Genomic DNA, 14,771 nt, shown 5'->3' on the forward strand with positions numbered 1-14,771 from the left:
CACCGATCTGATCGATCTCGTCCCGTTCGGTCCCCCCATACTTTCAGCCACGTGCGAGATACCCCTGTCGCGACTCCGTGGCGTCCGCATGCTGGAACGGAGTATCCGGTTCCCGAGAACCGCTCCATCATGTAACCTGCACGAAATTTTGCGTTACGCAGAGGGCCAACGTCGTCCCTTCGCTCAGCAGATATGCCACTTGAGACGACGACGGGAGAGCCGATGCGTACGCCGCGCCAGCCGTCCCAGCATTCCGCGAATGGCCAGAACTGGTCCTTCATGGATGCTCGCCCTGCTGCGCAGGGTATGTACGACCCCCGCAACGAGCACGACGCCTGTGGCGTCGGCTTCGTGGCCAACCTCACCGGCGAGGCGAGCCACACGCTGGTCGAGCAGGCGCTCACCGTTCTGCGCAACCTCGAGCACCGCGGCGCCACCGGCTCCGAGCCGGACTCCGGCGACGGCGCGGGCATCCTGACCCAGGTCCCGGACGCCTTCTTCCGCGAGGTGGCCGGACTTGAGCTCCCCGAGGCCGGCGGCTACGCCGTCGGTATCGCCTTCCTCCCCGAGGAAGGCATCCAGGACGCCGTCTCACAGATCGAGACGATCGCCGTCGACGAGGGCCTCACCGTCCTCGGCTGGCGCGACGTCCCGGTCGCCCCCGGACTGCTCGGCGCCACCGCCCGCTCGACGATGCCGGCCTTCCGCCAGATCTTCGTCACGGACCACGCCAGCACGGGCATCGACCTCGACCGCAAGGCGTTCGTGCTGCGCAAGCGCGCCGAACGCGAGGCCGGCGTCTACTTCCCGTCGCTGTCCGCGCGGACCATCGTCTACAAGGGCATGCTGACCACCGGCCAGCTCGAGCCCTTCTTCCCGGACCTGTCCGACCGCCGCTTCGCCTCGGCCGTGTCGCTCGTCCACTCGCGGTTCTCGACGAACACCTTCCCGTCGTGGCCGCTCGCGCACCCGTACCGCTTCGTCGCGCACAACGGTGAGATCAACACCGTCAAGGGCAACCGCAACTGGATGCGCGCCCGCGAGTCGCAGCTCGTCTCCGACCTCTTCGGCAAGGACGAGAAGTCCATCGAGCGGATCTTCCCGGTGTGTACGCCGGACGCCTCCGACTCGGCGTCCTTCGACGAGGTGCTCGAACTGCTCCACCTCGGCGGCCGCTCGCTGCCGCACTCCGTGCTGATGATGATCCCGGAGGCGTGGGAGAACCACGACTCCATGGACCCGGCCCGGCGCGCCTTCTACGAGTTCCACTCCACGATGATGGAGCCCTGGGACGGCCCGGCCTGCGTCACCTTCACCGACGGCACCCAGGTCGGCGCCGTGCTCGACCGCAACGGTCTGCGCCCCGGCCGCTACTGGGTCACCGACGACGGCCTCGTCGTCCTCGGCTCCGAGGTCGGCGTCCTCGACATCGACCCCGCCAAGGTCGTCCGCAAGGGCCGCCTCCAGCCCGGCCGGATGTTCCTCATCGACACCGCCGAGCACCGCATCATCGAAGACGACGAGATCAAGGCCCAGCTCGCCGCCGAGAAGCCCTACGCCGAGTGGCTGGAGGCCGGCGAGATCGAGCTGGTCGACCTGCCCGAGCGCGAGCACATCGTGCACACCCACGCCTCGGTCACCCGCCGCCAGCAGACCTTCGGCTACACCGAGGAAGAGCTGCGCGTCATCCTCGCGCCGATGGCCAAGACCGCCGGCGAACCGCTCGGCTCCATGGGCACGGACTCGCCGATCGCCGCGCTCTCCGCGCGCCCGCGGCTGCTCTTCGACTACTTCACCCAGCTGTTCGCCCAGGTCACCAACCCGCCGCTGGACGCGATCCGCGAAGAGCTCGTGACCTCGCTGCGCTCGTCACTGGGCCCGCAGGGCAACCTGCTCGAGCCGAGCGCCGCGTCGTGCCGGACGGTCACCCTGCCCTTCCCCGTCATCGACAACGACGAGCTGGCCAAGCTCATCCACATCAACGCCGACGGCGACATGCCCGGCTTCAAGGCCGCGACGCTCTCCGGCCTGTACCGGGTGCACGGCGGCGGTGACGCGCTGGCCGCGCGCATCGACGAGATCTGCGCCGAGGCCGACGCCGCCATCGACAACGGCGCCCGCCTCATCGTCCTGTCGGACCGCCACTCGGACGCCGAGCACGCCCCGATCCCGTCGCTGCTGCTCACCGCGGCCGTCCACCACCACCTCATCCGCACCAAGCAGCGCACCGAGGTGGGCCTCCTCGTCGAGGCCGGCGACGTCCGCGAGGTCCACCACGTCGCCCTGCTGATCGGCTTCGGCGCCGCCGCCGTCAACCCGTACCTGGCGATGGAGTCCGCAGAGGACCTGCTGCGCGCGGGCACCTTCCTCAACGGCCTGGAGCCCGAGCAGGCGATCCGCAACCTCATCTACGCGCTGGGCAAGGGCGTCCTGAAGGTCATGTCCAAGATGGGCATCTCCACCGTCGCCTCCTACCGCGGCGCCCAGGTCTTCGAGGCCGTCGGTCTCGACGACGCCTTCGTCGAGAAGTACTTCAACGGCACCGCCACCAAGATCGGCGGCGTCGGCATCGACGTCATCGCCAAGGAGGTCGCCGCCCGCCACGCCAAGGCGTACCCGGCCAGCGGCATCGCGCCGGCCCACCGCGCCCTGGACATAGGCGGCGAGTACCAGTGGCGCCGCGAGGGCGAGCCGCACCTGTTCGACCCGGAGACGGTCTTCCGCCTCCAGCACTCGACGCGCACCGCTCGCTACGACATCTTCAAGAAGTACACGGACCGCGTGAACGAGCAGTCCGAGCGCCTCATGACGCTGCGCGGCCTGTTCGGCTTCAAGACCGGTGTCGACGGCCGTCAGCCGATCTCCATCGACGAGGTCGAGTCGGTCGACGAGATCGTCAAGCGCTTCTCCACCGGCGCCATGTCGTACGGCTCCATCTCCAAGGAGGCGCACGAGACCCTCGCCATCGCCATGAACCAGTTGGGCGGCAAGTCCAACACCGGTGAGGGCGGCGAGGACGCGGACCGGCTGTACGACCCGACGCGCCGTTCGGCGATCAAGCAGGTCGCCTCCGGCCGCTTCGGCGTCACGTCCGAGTACCTGGTCAACGCGGACGACATCCAGATCAAGATGGCGCAGGGCGCCAAGCCCGGCGAGGGCGGCCAGCTGCCCGGCCACAAGGTCTACCCGTGGGTCGCCAAGACCCGGCACAGCACCCCCGGTGTCGGTCTGATCTCCCCGCCGCCGCACCACGACATCTACTCGATCGAAGACCTGGCCCAGCTGATCCACGACCTGAAGAACGCGAACCCGCAGGCGCGGATCCACGTGAAGCTGGTCTCCGAGGTCGGCGTCGGCACGGTCGCGGCCGGTGTGTCCAAGGCGCACGCGGACGTCGTCCTCATCTCCGGCCACGACGGCGGAACCGGCGCCTCCCCGCTCACCTCGCTCAAGCACGCGGGCGGCCCCTGGGAGCTCGGCCTGGCCGAGACCCAGCAGACGCTGCTGCTCAACGGCCTGCGCGACCGGATCGTGGTGCAGACCGACGGCCAGCTGAAGACCGGCCGTGACGTGATCATCGCCGCGCTGCTCGGCGCCGAGGAGTTCGGTTTCGCGACCGCGCCGCTCGTCGTCTCCGGCTGCGTCATGATGCGCGTCTGCCACCTGGACACCTGCCCCGTCGGCATCGCCACCCAGAACCCGGTGCTCCGCGACCGCTTCGCCGGCAAGGCGGAGTACGTGGTGAACTTCTTCAAGTTCATCGCCGAGGAGGTCCGCGAGATCCTCGCCGAGCTGGGCTTCCGCACCATCGAGGAGGCCGTCGGCCACGCCGAGGTCCTGGACGTCGAACGCGCCGTCGACCACTGGAAGGCACAGGGCCTGAACCTGGCCCCGCTCTTCCACGTGCCCGCCCTGCCCGAGGGTGCGGCGCTGCACCAGGTCATCACGCAGGACCACGGCCTGGAGAAGGCGCTCGACAACCAGCTGATCAAGCTCGCCGCCGACGCCCTGGCCGCGGACTCCGCGACCGACGCCCAGCCGGTGCGCGCCCAGGTCGCCATCCGCAACATCAACCGCACGGTCGGCACCATGCTCGGCCACGAGGTGACGAAGAAGTTCGGTGGCGCGGGCCTGCCCGAGGACACCATCGACATCACCTTCACCGGCTCCGCCGGCCAGTCCTTCGGCGCCTTCCTCCCGCGCGGTGTCACGCTGCGCCTGGAGGGCGACGCCAACGACTACGTCGGCAAGGGCCTGTCGGGCGGCCGCGTCATCGTCCGCCCCGACCGCCGCGCCGACCACCTCGCCGAGTTCTCGACGATCGCGGGCAACACCATCGCCTACGGCGCGACCGGCGGCGAACTGTTCCTGCGCGGCCGCAGCGGTGAGCGGTTCTGCGTCCGCAACTCCGGCGCGACGGTCGTCTCCGAGGGCGTGGGCGACCACGGCTGCGAGTACATGACCGGCGGTCACGCGGTGGTCCTCGGCGAGACGGGCCGCAACTTCGCGGCCGGTATGTCGGGCGGCGTCGCGTATGTGATCGACCTGAACCGCGACAACGTCAACTCCGGCAACCTCGGCGCCGTCGAGGCGCTGGACGAGGCCGACAAGCGGTGGCTGCACGACGTGGTGCGCCGCCACGCCGAGGAGACCGGATCGACGGTCGCCGCGAAGCTGCTCGTCGACTGGGACGCCGCCGCGGAGCGCTTCAGCAAGATCATCCCCAGCACGTACAAGGCAGTGCTCGCCGCCAAGGACGCCGCCGAGCAGGCGGGACTCTCCGAGTCCGAGATCACCGAGAAGATGATGGAGGCGGCGACCAATGGCTGACCCGAAGGGCTTCCTGAACCACGGCCGTGAGGTCGCCAAGTCCCGTCCCGTCGACGTGCGTCTGAAGGACTGGAACGAGGTCTACGTCCCCGGCTCCCTGCTGCCGATCATCAGCAAGCAGGCCGGCCGGTGCATGGACTGCGGCATCCCGTTCTGTCACAACGGCTGTCCGCTGGGGAACCTGATCCCCGAGTGGAACGACTTCGCCTACCGCGAGGACTGGACGGCGGCCTCCGAGCGGCTGCACGCCACGAACAACTTCCCGGAGTTCACGGGCCGGCTGTGCCCCGCTCCGTGCGAGTCGGCGTGTGTGCTGGGCATCAACCAGCCGGCCGTCACCATCAAGAACGTCGAGGTCTCGATCATCGACAAGGCGTGGGAGACCGGTGACGTCGCCCCGCAGGCGCCCGAGCGCCTGTCCGGCAAGACCGTCGCGGTCATCGGCTCGGGCCCGGCGGGCCTGGCCGCCGCCCAGCAGCTCACCCGGGCCGGCCACACCGTCGCCGTCTACGAGCGCGCGGACCGCATCGGAGGCCTCCTCCGGTACGGCATCCCCGAGTTCAAGATGGAGAAGCGGCACATCAACCGCCGTATCGAGCAGATGCGCGCGGAGGGCACCCGCTTCCGTACCGGGATCGAGATCGGCCGCGACCTCAAGGCGACCGACCTGAAGAAGCGCTACGACGCCATCGTCATCGCCGCCGGCGCCACGACCGCTCGTGACCTTCCGGTCCCCGGCCGTGAACTCAAGGGCGTCTACCAGGCGATGGAGTACCTGCCGCTGGCCAACAAGGTCCAGGAGGGCGACTTCGTGGCGCCCCCGATCTCGGCCGAGGGCAAGCACGTCGTGGTCATCGGCGGCGGCGACACCGGCGCGGACTGCGTGGGCACCGCCCACCGTCAGGGCGCGGCCTCGGTCACCCAGCTGGAGATCATGCCGAAGCCCGGCGAGGAGCGGAACCCGGGTCAGCCGTGGCCGACCTTCCCGATGCTCTACAAGGTCACGAGCGCGCACGAGGAGGGCGGCGAGCGGGTCTACTCCGTCTCCACCACCCACTTCGAGGGCGACGAGGACGGCAACGTCCAGTGGCTGCACCTCAGCGAGGTCGAGTTCATCGACGGCAGGCTGACCCCGAAGCCGGGCACGGAGCGCAAGATCCCCGCCCAGCTGGTCACCCTCGCGATGGGCTTCACCGGCACCGACCGTGAGAACGGCGTGATCGAGCAGTTCGGCCTGGAGCTCGACGAGCGCGGCAACATCGCCCGCGACGCCGACTTCCGCACCAACGTCCCCGGCGTGTACGTCGCCGGTGACGCCGGCCGCGGCCAGTCGCTCATCGTGTGGGCGATCGCGGAGGGCCGCTCGGCCGCCCGCGGCGTCGACCGGTTCCTGACCGGCGAGAGTGAGCTGCCGGCCCCGATCCGCCCGACGGACCGCTCGCTGCTGGTCTGACGGCCCGGCCCCGAGGGGCCCCCACACGTCCCGTACAAAGGCGTACGGAACACAGACGGCGCCTGCCCCACAGTCCCCGACCGGACGACTGGGCAGGCGCCGCCGCATGTCCGCACGACCCCAGGTCCGCACGACCGCTCTACGGCACCAGGTACGTCTCCCCGTACACCTGCCAGCGCAGCGGCGGGCGCAGGCCGAGGTTGCCCTCGCGCAGGAAACGGCGCTGGGTCGTGTCGACGCGCGAGGTGTCGACGCCGGGGTGCCGGGTCAGCATGGCCCGGCGGCGGGCGTCGAGGAAGGCGTCGAGATAGTCGGCCTCCTTGCCGCCCTGCGCGGGGGTGCGGGCCTGCCGCATCGCGCGGGCGCGGATGCCGTCGAAGCTGGTCGGGCCCGCGCCGGGACCGTGGAAGACCAGGGCGTCGTAGTAGATGAACTGGCCCAGCGCGCCCAGGCCGTCGACGCGGCCCCGGTGGACCGCCGGGTCGAAGTAGATGCGGTCGCGCTCGACGTCCTGGGCGGCCCGGAAGGCGGGCACCCTGGACTCGGCCCGCCAGGCGGCCGGGAAGCCGGGGTCCAGACCGGCGTGCGAGGCGGTGCCGTCGACCCGGCGCAGGGCGGGGAGATAAGGGGCGAGGCCGTTGCCCGGGTGGTCGCGCGTGTAGCGCTCGACGAGGGTGAGCAGGTCGTGGGTGCCGGTGCAGAAGCCGATCAGACCCGCCGTGTAGCCCTGTCCGTCACCGATGTCCTCGACATAGCCGTACGCGGTGCGCCAGTTCAGGGTCCCGTTCTCGGCGCTCGCCACGATCTTCTGCGCCAGCTCCTTCTGCGGCGGGGCGGTGAGACCCGGCGAGACCGCCCGGACGCCGGTCGTCGGCTGGGTGTGCCGAGCGGGCTGGGCGGGAGCGAACAGGTACACCGTCGACGCTACGGCGGCGCAGACCAGGGCGGCGGCACGTTTCATGCCGCACACCCTAGAGCGGGAATGTCGTGTTCCTTGTCATTTCATCCTCATTAGTAGGTGAACGAACAAAAGGGCGAAGGCCGGTGGGTGTGGGAGGCTGTGCGCCATGGTCGCGATCAGTCTCACCAAGGTCCAGGAGACCGCACCCGCGCTGGTCAGCCTCTACAAGAGCGCCGGGGTGTCCCTCAGCAAGCACGGTCTCGACGGGCAGCGGGCGGCCGTCTATCTCGTCGTCGACTATTCGGGGTCGATGAAGCCGTACTACCAGGACGGCAGTGTGCAGGCGCTCGCCGACCGGGTGTTGGGCCTGTCCGCGCACCTCGACGACGACGGCCGGGTGCCGGTCGTCTTCTTCTCCACCGACGTCGACGCCGTCACCGACATCGCCCTCGCCGACCATCAGGGGCGGGTGGACCGGATCGTGGCCGGGCTCGGGCACATGGGCAAGACCAGCTACCACCTCGCCATGGACGCCGTCATCGACCACTACCTCGACAGCGGATCGAAGGACCCCGCGCTGGTCGTCTTCCAGACAGACGGCGGCCCGATCAACAAGCTCGCCGCCGAACGCTACCTCTGCAAGGCGTCGAAGCTGCCCCTGTTCTGGCAGTTCATCGGCTTCGGCGACCGGGGCAGCAAGCAGTTCGACTTCCTGCGCAAGCTCGACGAACTGCCCGTACCGGCGAAGCGGACGGTCGACAACGCCGGTTTCTTCCACGCCGGTTCGGATCCGCGGAAGGTGTCGGACGCGGAGCTGTACGACCGGCTGGTCGGGGAGTTCCCGACATGGCTCGGTGCGGCCAGGGCGCGGGGGATCCTCCGGTGACCGTCCTGCTGCCCGCGGCCGGGCGCGCGGCCGTGGCCTGGAAGAACGGCGGCGGGGTGACCCGTGAGATCGCCTGCGACCCGGCGGGCGCGGGCATGGCCGCCTTCACCTGGCGGGTCAGCCTCGCCGAGGTCGCGGCGGACGGCCCGTTCTCCGTGTTCCCCGAAGTAAAGCGGACCCTGACCCTGGTCGAGGGCGCGGGCATGGACCTGACCGTCGCAGGGCGGCGACGGCTCGTCGACGCACGCTACGTGCCCCAGGACCTCCCCGGCGACGAGCCCACCGACTGCCGGCTGCTGGACGGGCCCGTCGTCAACCTCAACGTGATGTGGCGCAGAGGCGCTTCGGCCCCGACCGTCGCGGTCGTACGCGGCCGGCTCGGCCTGCGGGCGGCGCACGCCCTGATCGTCGCCCTCGACGACGGCGGGTCCACCGACGTCGACGGGGTACGGCTCGCCCGCCACGACGCCCTCCTGCTGACCGGGGAGGACGCACTGCTCCACGCGCACGGCCCGACGGCGGTCATCGGCCTCGCCCCGTGACGGCGGCCCCGTAGCCCCGTGCCCCCGTCGGGCGCTGAGGGGCCGGTCAGTTCTCGGCGGGCGGCCAGGCGCGCAGCAGGGTGTCGAGGGCGTCGAGGATCCGGGTCCAGGTCTCCTGGGTGTCGGGGGCGCTGTGGCTGAATCCGCCGCCGAGCTCCAGGCTGACGTAGCCGTGGAAGACGCTGCCCAGGAGCCGGACGGCGTGGGTCTGGTCCGGCTCGGTGAGGTCGTAGCCGCGCAGGATCGCCCGGGTCATCCGGGCGTGCCGCGGGCCGGCGCTCGCGGCCGCCGCCTCCGGGTCGAGTCGTAGCTGGGCCGCGGCGTAGCGGCCGGGGTGTTCGCGGGCGTAGTCGCGGTAGACGTCGGCCAAGGCGGTCAGGGCGTCCTTGCCGGCCCGCCCGGCCAGCGCGAGGTCGCCCCGGTCGGCGAGCTCCTCCAGGGCGAGCAGGGCGATCCGGGTTCTGAGGTCGTCGGAGTTCTTCACGTGCGAGTACAGGCTCGCGACCGCCACGTCGAAGCGCCGGGCGAGCGCCGAGACGGTCACCTGGTCGAAGCCGACCTCGTCGGCCAGTTCCGCGCCCGCCCGGACCAGACGATCCGTGCTCAGCCCCACACGCCCCATGCTCGTCCTCCTGTTGTCGCTCCCCGTGTCGCTCAGCTGCCTGGCAGCCGATAGCTATTATGCGTTTGCCTAAAAGCTTTAGGCAAATTAGCCTGCGTTATATGAAGCCGCTCACCGAGCAAGAGATCCGTGCCGCGTTCGTCAACTGCACCAAGGGCGAGGCCAAGCGCCTGGCGGTCCCGCGCGACCTGGCCGACCGGCCCTGGGAGGACCTGGACTACCTCGGCTGGCGGGATCCCCAGGCCCCCGACCGGGCCTACCTCGCCGTCGAGCTGGACGGCCGGCCGAAGGCCCTCGCCCTGCGCTCCTCCACCTCCGGCTCCTGGCAGGCGCGGCGCAGCATGTGCACGATGTGCCTGACCACCCACTCCGGCGGTGTCTCGCTGATGGTCGCGCCCAAGGCGGGCAGGGCCGGCCAGCAGGGCAACTCGGTGGGGGCCTACATCTGCAGCGACCTCGCCTGCTCGCTGTACGTGCGGGGCAAGCGGGACGCGGGAGTCGGGGCCCGGCTGCCCGAGACGATCACGCTGGAGGAGAAGATCGGGCGGACCGTGGCGAACCTCGCCGCGTTCGTCGCCAGGGTGACCGGCTGAGGCTACGCGCGACCGCGCAGGACCGCCGCCCGGCAGTCGTCCGGGGTGCCCCAGGCCGTGCGCAGGGCGCGGGCCTTGGTGAGCCAGAGCGACAGGTCGTACTCCGCCGTGTAGCCGATCGCGCCGTGCAGCTGGAGCGCGGTGCGCGCGGTCGTGTACGCCGCCTCGCAAGCGCTCACCTTCGCCGCCGCGACATCCGCCGAGCCCATCGTCACGGCGGCGCCCAGGACCAGGGGGCGGGCGAACTCCAACGCGATCCTCGCGTCCGCCAGCCGGTGCTTGACCGCCTGGAACGAGCCGACCGGGACCCCGAACTGGACGCGCTGCCCGACGTACGCCACCGTCCGCTCCAGCAGCGCCAGACCCACCCCGAGCGCCTGCGCGGCGGTGGCCAGGCGGGCCCAGCGCAGGGCGCGGTCCGCGCGCGGGTCCGGGGTGAGCAGCTCACCGCCCGGCAGCAGGCGGGTGAGGCGACGGGCGGGGTCGAGGGAGGGGCGCACCGGGCCGTGCCCGGGGGCCAGCCGGAGCCCGTCGGCGGCCAGCGCCAGCCGTAACGTCGCCGCGTCACCGTCCACGGCGTACGCGCCCTCGGGCGCCAGCGTGGCCATCGCCCCGCCCGCGGCGAGAGCGGGGAGGAACCGCTCGGCGGGACCCGGATCGAGCAGCAGGGCCGCCGCGGCGACCGTCTCCACCAGCGGGCCCGGCACCGCGTGCCGCCCCAGCTCCACGAACGCGACGGCCAGGTCCACCGGCCGGGGCCCCAGCCCGTCGTACGCCTCCGGGACCGCCAGGGCGAACACGCCGGCCTCGGCGATCCGCGACCACAGTGCGAGGCCGCCCGCCCGCTCCCCCCGGCTCCAGTCGCGGATCACGGCGGGAGTGTCGGCCGCGCTCAGCATCGCGTCCAACGACCGGGCGAACGCCCGCTGTTCGCCGTCCAGGAGGAAGCGCATCGCCGGCTGAGCCGGCCTGGGCGAAGTCATCGACGGCGTCCCCTCGGCAGGCCGAGCAGCCGCTCGGCGACGATGTCGCGCTGGATCTCGTTGGTGCCCGCGTAGATCGGGCCGGCCAGCGAGAAGACGTACCCCTCCGACCAGTCGGTGTCGGCCGCCTCCCCGTCCGCTCCCGCCGCGCCGAGGAGATCCAGCGCCGTCTCGTGCAGCGCGATGTCGTACTCCGACCAGAACACCTTGTTCAGGCTCGACTCCGGGCCGAGCCGCTCCCCGGCGAGGAAGCGGGAGGCGGCCGCGTACGTGAACAGCTGGTACGCGCGGGCGCCGATCAGCGCGTCGGCGACGCGGGCCGCGGCGGCCTGCGGGCTGCCCCGGTCCACCCAGAGGGCGTGCAGGCGGTCCGCCGAGGCGAGGAAACGGCCGGGGGAGCGCAGGGTGAGCCCGCGTTCGTTGGCCGCTGTCGACATCGCGATCCGCCAGCCCTGGCCCGGCTCCCCGATCACGTCCGCGTCCGGCACGAACACCTCGTCCAGGAAGAGCTCGGCGAACGCCGGCTTCCCGTCCAGGCGGCCGATGGGGCGGACGGTGACGCCGGGGGCCCGCAGGTCGAACATGAGGTAGGTGAGCCCCTGATGGGGTTTCGGGGCGTCGGGGTCGGTGCGGAACAGGCCGAAGGCGCGGTCGGCGAAGGCCGCGCGCGAGGACCAGGTCTTCTGGCCGCTCAGCCGCCAGCCGCCGGCCACCCGGACCGCTCGGGCGCGCAGCGCCGCCAGGTCCGAGCCGGCCTCGGGCTCCGACCAGGCCTGCGCCCAGACGACCTCGCCGGTGGCCATCGCGGGCAGGACCCGGGCCCGCTGTTCCTCGGTGCCGTGGTCGAGCAGGGTGGGGGCGAGCAGACTCACCCCGTTCTGGTTGACGCGGCCCGGGGCGCCCGCCGCGTAGTACTCCTCCTCGAAGACCAGCCAGCGCATCAGCCCGCAGTCCCGCCCGCCGTAGCGCGTCGGCCAGTTCACCACCGACCAGCCGCCCGCGGCCAGTTCGGCCTCCCACGCGCGGTGCGCGGCGAAGCCCTCGGCGGTCTCCAACGAAGGCAGCGGCTCGGACGGCACCCGCGCGCGCAGCCAGGCCCGGGCCTCGGCACGGAACGCCTCGTCGGCGGGGGAGTGTGCGAGGTCCACGGGTGCCCTCCTCGGCTGCGCGACCTTCGTGCGCGACCTTCGTCTGCGTCCTCGGTGCGGGTCCTTGGGCGTGTGTCGTCACGCGTGTGTCGTCATGCGTGCGTCGTCACGTGTGCGTTCTTGCGCGCGCGTTCTTCCCTAACAAGTGTTTGGTAGGTTAGCGTGCCGTCATGACGAACGTCGAGGGTCCGCCGTACGTTCCCGGGCACGCGCTGCTCGACGGCCGCAGCGCCGTGATCACCGCGGCGGCCGGCGCGGGCATCGGCGGAGCGACCGCGCGCCGCTTCCTGGAGGAGGGCGCGCGCGTGCTGATCAGCGACGCCCACGCGCGGCGCCTCAAGGCGTACCAGGCCGAACTGGCCGAGGAGTTCGGCGCGGCGTCGGTCGCCGCCCTGCCGTGCGACGTCACCGACGACAGCCAGGTGCGGGCCCTGTTCGACACGGCCGTACGAGAACACGGGCGGCTGGACGTCGTCGTCAACAACGCGGGCCTCGGCGGGACCGCGGAACTCGTCGACATGACCGACGAGCAGTGGTCACGCGTCCTGGACGTCACGCTCAACGGCACCTTCCGCTGCACCCGCGCCGCCCTGCGGCTCATGCGGGAGTCCGGCGGGGGAGTCGTCGTCAACAACGCCTCCGTCGTCGGCTGGCGCGCCCAGGCCGGACAGGCCCACTACGCCGCCGCGAAGGCGGGCGTGATGGCGCTGACCCGGTGCGCGGCGATCGAGGCGGCCGAATACGGCGTACGCGTCAACGCCGTCTCGCCCAGCCTCGCCATGCACCCGCACCTGGTGAAGGTGACCTCGGCCGAACTCCTGGAGGAACTCACCGCCCGGGAGGCCTTCGGTCGGTACGCCGAACCCTGGGAGGTGGCCAACGTGATCGTGTTCCTGGCGTCGGACTACTCCTCGTACATGACGGGCGAGGTCGTCTCCGTCAGCGGCCAGCACGCCTGACGGCCGGAGCAGACCACAATGTGTCCGTGCCGACCAAGAAGAAGCCCCAGGTGACCGCGGCGCCCGCGCGTCGCCGCGAACTCCTCGACACCGCCGCCGAGGTCTTCGCCGAACAGGGCTACAACGCCACCACCGTCCGGAAGATCGCCGACCACGCGGGCATGCTCGCGGGCAGCCTCTACTACCACTTCGACTCCAAGGAGTCGATGCTCGAGGAGATCCTGCGGACCTTCCTCGACGAGCTCTGGGACGGCTACGACACCGTCCTGGGCGCCGAGCTCGGACCCCGGGAGACACTCGCGGCCCTCGTCACCGAGTCCTTCCGGGAGATCGACCGGCACCGCGCAGCCGTCGCGATCTACCAGAAGGAGAGCAAGCAGCTCGTGACGCAGGAACGGTTCGCGTTCCTCGCCGAGTCGCAGCGCCGGTTCGAGAAGGCGTGGCTGTCCACGCTGGAGCGCGGCGTCACGGACCGGGACTTCCGCACCGACCTCGACATCCGCCTCGCCTACCGGTTCGTCCGCGACACCGTGTGGGTCGCCGCGTCCTGGTACCGGCCCGGCGGACAGCACAGCCCGGAGGAGATCGCCCGGCAGTACCTGTCGATGGTGCTGGACGGGATCGCCGTACGTGAATAGCCCTTTCCTGTGAGGGAGTTGCCATGGCCGAGGCCTATATCGTCGAAGCGGTCCGTACGCCCGTCGGGCGGCGCGGAGGAGGACTGAGCACGGTCCATCCGGCCGACCTGGGCGCGCATGTGCTCAAGGAACTCGTCGCGCGGGCCGGAATCGACCCGGCCGCCGTCGAGGACGTCGTCTTCGGCTGCCTGGACGCGGTCGGACCGCAGGCCGGGGACATCGCGCGCACCTGCTGGCTGGCCGCCGGGCTGCCCGAGGAGGTGCCGGGCGTGACCGTGGACCGGCAGTGCGGCTCCTCGCAGCAGGCCGTGCACTTCGCCGCGCAGGGCGTGCTGTCCGGCACCCAGGACCTGGTGGTCGCGGGCGGCGTGCAGAACATGTCGCAGATCCCGATCGCCTACGCCACCCGGCAGGCCGCCGAGCCCCTCGGCTTCACTCAGGGCCCCTTCGCGGGCAGCGAGGGCTGGCGGGCCCGGTACGGGGACCGGCCGGTGAACCAGTTCGCCGGCGCCGAGATGATCGCCGCGAAATGGGGCATCAGCCGCCAGGACCAGGAGGAGTTCGCCCTGCGCTCGCACCGCCGGGCCGCGCGCGCGATCGACGAGGGCCGCTTCGCGCGCGAGACCGTCGCCCACGGGCAGGTCACCGCCGACGAGGGGCCGCGCCGGGACACCTCCCTGGAGAAGATGGCCGCGCTGAAGCCCGTCATCGACGGCGGGACCGTCACCGCCGCCTGCTCCTCGCAGGTCTCCGACGGCGCGGCGGCCCTGCTGCTGGCCTCGGAACGGGCGGTGCGCGAGCACGGCCTGACGCCACGCGCGCGCGTGCACCACCTCTCCGTCCGCGGCGAGGACCCGATCCGCATGCTGACGGCTCCGATCCCGGCCACCGCGCACGCCCTGAAGAAGACCGGGCTGTCGATCCACGACATCGACCTCGTCGAGATCAACGAGGCGTTCGCGCCTGTCGTCCTGGCCTGGCTGAAGGAGACCGGCGCGGACCCCGAGAGGGTCAACGTCAACGGCGGCGCGATCGCCCTCGGTCACCCGCTCGGCGCGACCGGCGCCAAGCTGATGACCACCCTGCTGCACGAACTGGAACGCACCGGCGGCCGGTTCGGCCTGCAAACGATGTGCGAGGGCGGCGGCCAGGCCAACGTGACGATCATCGAAAGGCTGTGAGGACCGCGCGGGCGACGCTCACCGAGAGGCTGTGA

12 protein-coding genes are annotated in these 14,771 nt (G+C 71.5%); 8 read left to right on the forward strand and 4 right to left on the reverse strand.

Annotated elements, in window-relative coordinates:
* Positions 1 to 222 precede the first annotated feature (222 nt).
* Positions 223 to 4,830 (forward strand): glutamate synthase large subunit, encoded by a 4,608-nt coding sequence (gene gltB / locus ACIRPU_RS32705; protein WP_403873839.1) that lies wholly within the window; start codon positions 223 to 225, stop codon positions 4,828 to 4,830.
* Complete coding sequence (locus ACIRPU_RS32710; protein ID WP_403873842.1) at positions 4,823 to 6,283, forward strand: glutamate synthase subunit beta; 1,461 nt, start codon at positions 4,823 to 4,825, stop codon at positions 6,281 to 6,283. Before gltB ends, ACIRPU_RS32710 begins: the two co-directional genes overlap by 8 nt.
* 139 nt (positions 6,284 to 6,422) lie before the next feature.
* Here the strand turns inward: ACIRPU_RS32710 and ACIRPU_RS32715 are convergent, their stop codons facing one another.
* Positions 6,423 to 7,244, reverse strand: a complete 822-nt coding sequence (locus tag ACIRPU_RS32715) for a chitosanase (protein ID WP_403873845.1) — start codon at positions 7,242 to 7,244, stop codon at positions 6,423 to 6,425.
* Positions 7,245 to 7,350: 106 nt separating this feature from the next.
* On the opposite strand from ACIRPU_RS32715, the gene ACIRPU_RS32720 reads away from it, so the two are divergent.
* Positions 7,351 to 8,070 (forward strand): vWA domain-containing protein, encoded by a 720-nt coding sequence (locus ACIRPU_RS32720; protein ID WP_403873848.1) that lies wholly within the window; start codon positions 7,351 to 7,353, stop codon positions 8,068 to 8,070.
* Positions 8,067 to 8,612 carry a HutD family protein gene (locus ACIRPU_RS32725; protein ID WP_403873851.1) on the forward strand — a complete coding sequence of 182 codons (546 nt, stop codon included), beginning with the start codon at positions 8,067 to 8,069 and terminating at the stop codon, positions 8,610 to 8,612. The genes ACIRPU_RS32720 and ACIRPU_RS32725 overlap by 4 nt, the downstream gene beginning before the upstream one ends.
* Before the next feature lie 46 nt (positions 8,613 to 8,658).
* Here ACIRPU_RS32725 and ACIRPU_RS32730 read toward each other — a convergent pair whose 3' ends face one another.
* On the reverse strand, positions 8,659 to 9,234 hold the full coding sequence (locus ACIRPU_RS32730; RefSeq protein WP_355707154.1) for a TetR/AcrR family transcriptional regulator: 576 nt from the start codon (positions 9,232 to 9,234) through the stop codon (positions 8,659 to 8,661).
* A 101-nt stretch (positions 9,235 to 9,335) separates the two neighbouring features.
* Between ACIRPU_RS32730 and ACIRPU_RS32735 the strand changes: the two genes are divergently transcribed.
* Positions 9,336 to 9,827, forward strand: a complete 492-nt coding sequence (locus ACIRPU_RS32735) for an FBP domain-containing protein (RefSeq protein WP_389053287.1) — start codon at positions 9,336 to 9,338, stop codon at positions 9,825 to 9,827.
* A 2-nt stretch (positions 9,828 to 9,829) separates the two neighbouring features.
* Here ACIRPU_RS32735 and ACIRPU_RS32740 read toward each other — a convergent pair whose 3' ends face one another.
* Complete coding sequence (locus ACIRPU_RS32740; RefSeq protein WP_385554795.1) at positions 9,830 to 10,780, reverse strand: acyl-CoA dehydrogenase family protein; 951 nt, start codon at positions 10,778 to 10,780, stop codon at positions 9,830 to 9,832.
* A gap of 26 nt (positions 10,781 to 10,806) precedes the next feature.
* Complete coding sequence (locus tag ACIRPU_RS32745; RefSeq protein WP_403873855.1) at positions 10,807 to 11,958, reverse strand: acyl-CoA dehydrogenase family protein; 1,152 nt, start codon at positions 11,956 to 11,958, stop codon at positions 10,807 to 10,809.
* 170 nt (positions 11,959 to 12,128) lie between these two features.
* Here ACIRPU_RS32745 and ACIRPU_RS32750 point away from each other — a divergent pair, with 170 nt between their 5' ends.
* From ACIRPU_RS32750 to ACIRPU_RS32760, 3 genes are read left to right on the forward strand one after another with little or no spacing between them, the layout of a single operon-like run.
* The gene (locus ACIRPU_RS32750) at positions 12,129 to 12,917 is read left to right on the forward strand and encodes an SDR family oxidoreductase (RefSeq protein WP_403873858.1); all 789 of its coding nucleotides are present in this window, start codon (positions 12,129 to 12,131) and stop codon (positions 12,915 to 12,917) included.
* A 26-nt stretch (positions 12,918 to 12,943) separates the two neighbouring features.
* The gene (locus ACIRPU_RS32755; RefSeq protein WP_355707158.1) at positions 12,944 to 13,555 is read left to right on the forward strand and encodes a TetR/AcrR family transcriptional regulator; all 612 of its coding nucleotides are present in this window, start codon (positions 12,944 to 12,946) and stop codon (positions 13,553 to 13,555) included.
* Between the two features lie 23 nt (positions 13,556 to 13,578).
* Complete coding sequence (locus ACIRPU_RS32760; RefSeq protein WP_384121104.1) at positions 13,579 to 14,736, forward strand: acetyl-CoA C-acetyltransferase; 1,158 nt, start codon at positions 13,579 to 13,581, stop codon at positions 14,734 to 14,736.
* Positions 14,737 to 14,771 lie beyond the last annotated feature (35 nt).

Source organism: Streptomyces sp. NPDC102259 (genome assembly GCF_044766465.1).
Taxonomy (GTDB): Bacteria; Actinomycetota; Actinomycetes; order Streptomycetales; family Streptomycetaceae; genus Streptomyces.

Bases quoted from the DNA above. Each gene is read 5' to 3' on its own strand.
- ACIRPU_RS32735 (WP_389053287.1), top strand. From the start codon at position 9,336: ATGAAGCCGCTCACCGAGCAAGAGATCCGTGCCGCGTTCGTCAACTGC.
- gltB (WP_403873839.1), top strand. From the start codon at position 223: ATGCGTACGCCGCGCCAGCCGTCCCAGCATTCCGCGAATGGCCAGAAC.
- ACIRPU_RS32730 (WP_355707154.1), bottom strand. From the start codon at position 9,234: ATGGGGCGTGTGGGGCTGAGCACGGATCGTCTGGTCCGGGCGGGCGCG.
- ACIRPU_RS32715 (WP_403873845.1), bottom strand. From the start codon at position 7,244: ATGAAACGTGCCGCCGCCCTGGTCTGCGCCGCCGTAGCGTCGACGGTG.
- ACIRPU_RS32710 (WP_403873842.1), top strand. From the start codon at position 4,823: ATGGCTGACCCGAAGGGCTTCCTGAACCACGGCCGTGAGGTCGCCAAG.
- ACIRPU_RS32720 (WP_403873848.1), top strand. From the start codon at position 7,351: ATGGTCGCGATCAGTCTCACCAAGGTCCAGGAGACCGCACCCGCGCTG.
- ACIRPU_RS32740 (WP_385554795.1), bottom strand. From the start codon at position 10,780: ATGCGCTTCCTCCTGGACGGCGAACAGCGGGCGTTCGCCCGGTCGTTG.
- ACIRPU_RS32760 (WP_384121104.1), top strand. From the start codon at position 13,579: ATGGCCGAGGCCTATATCGTCGAAGCGGTCCGTACGCCCGTCGGGCGG.
- ACIRPU_RS32750 (WP_403873858.1), top strand. From the start codon at position 12,129: ATGACGAACGTCGAGGGTCCGCCGTACGTTCCCGGGCACGCGCTGCTC.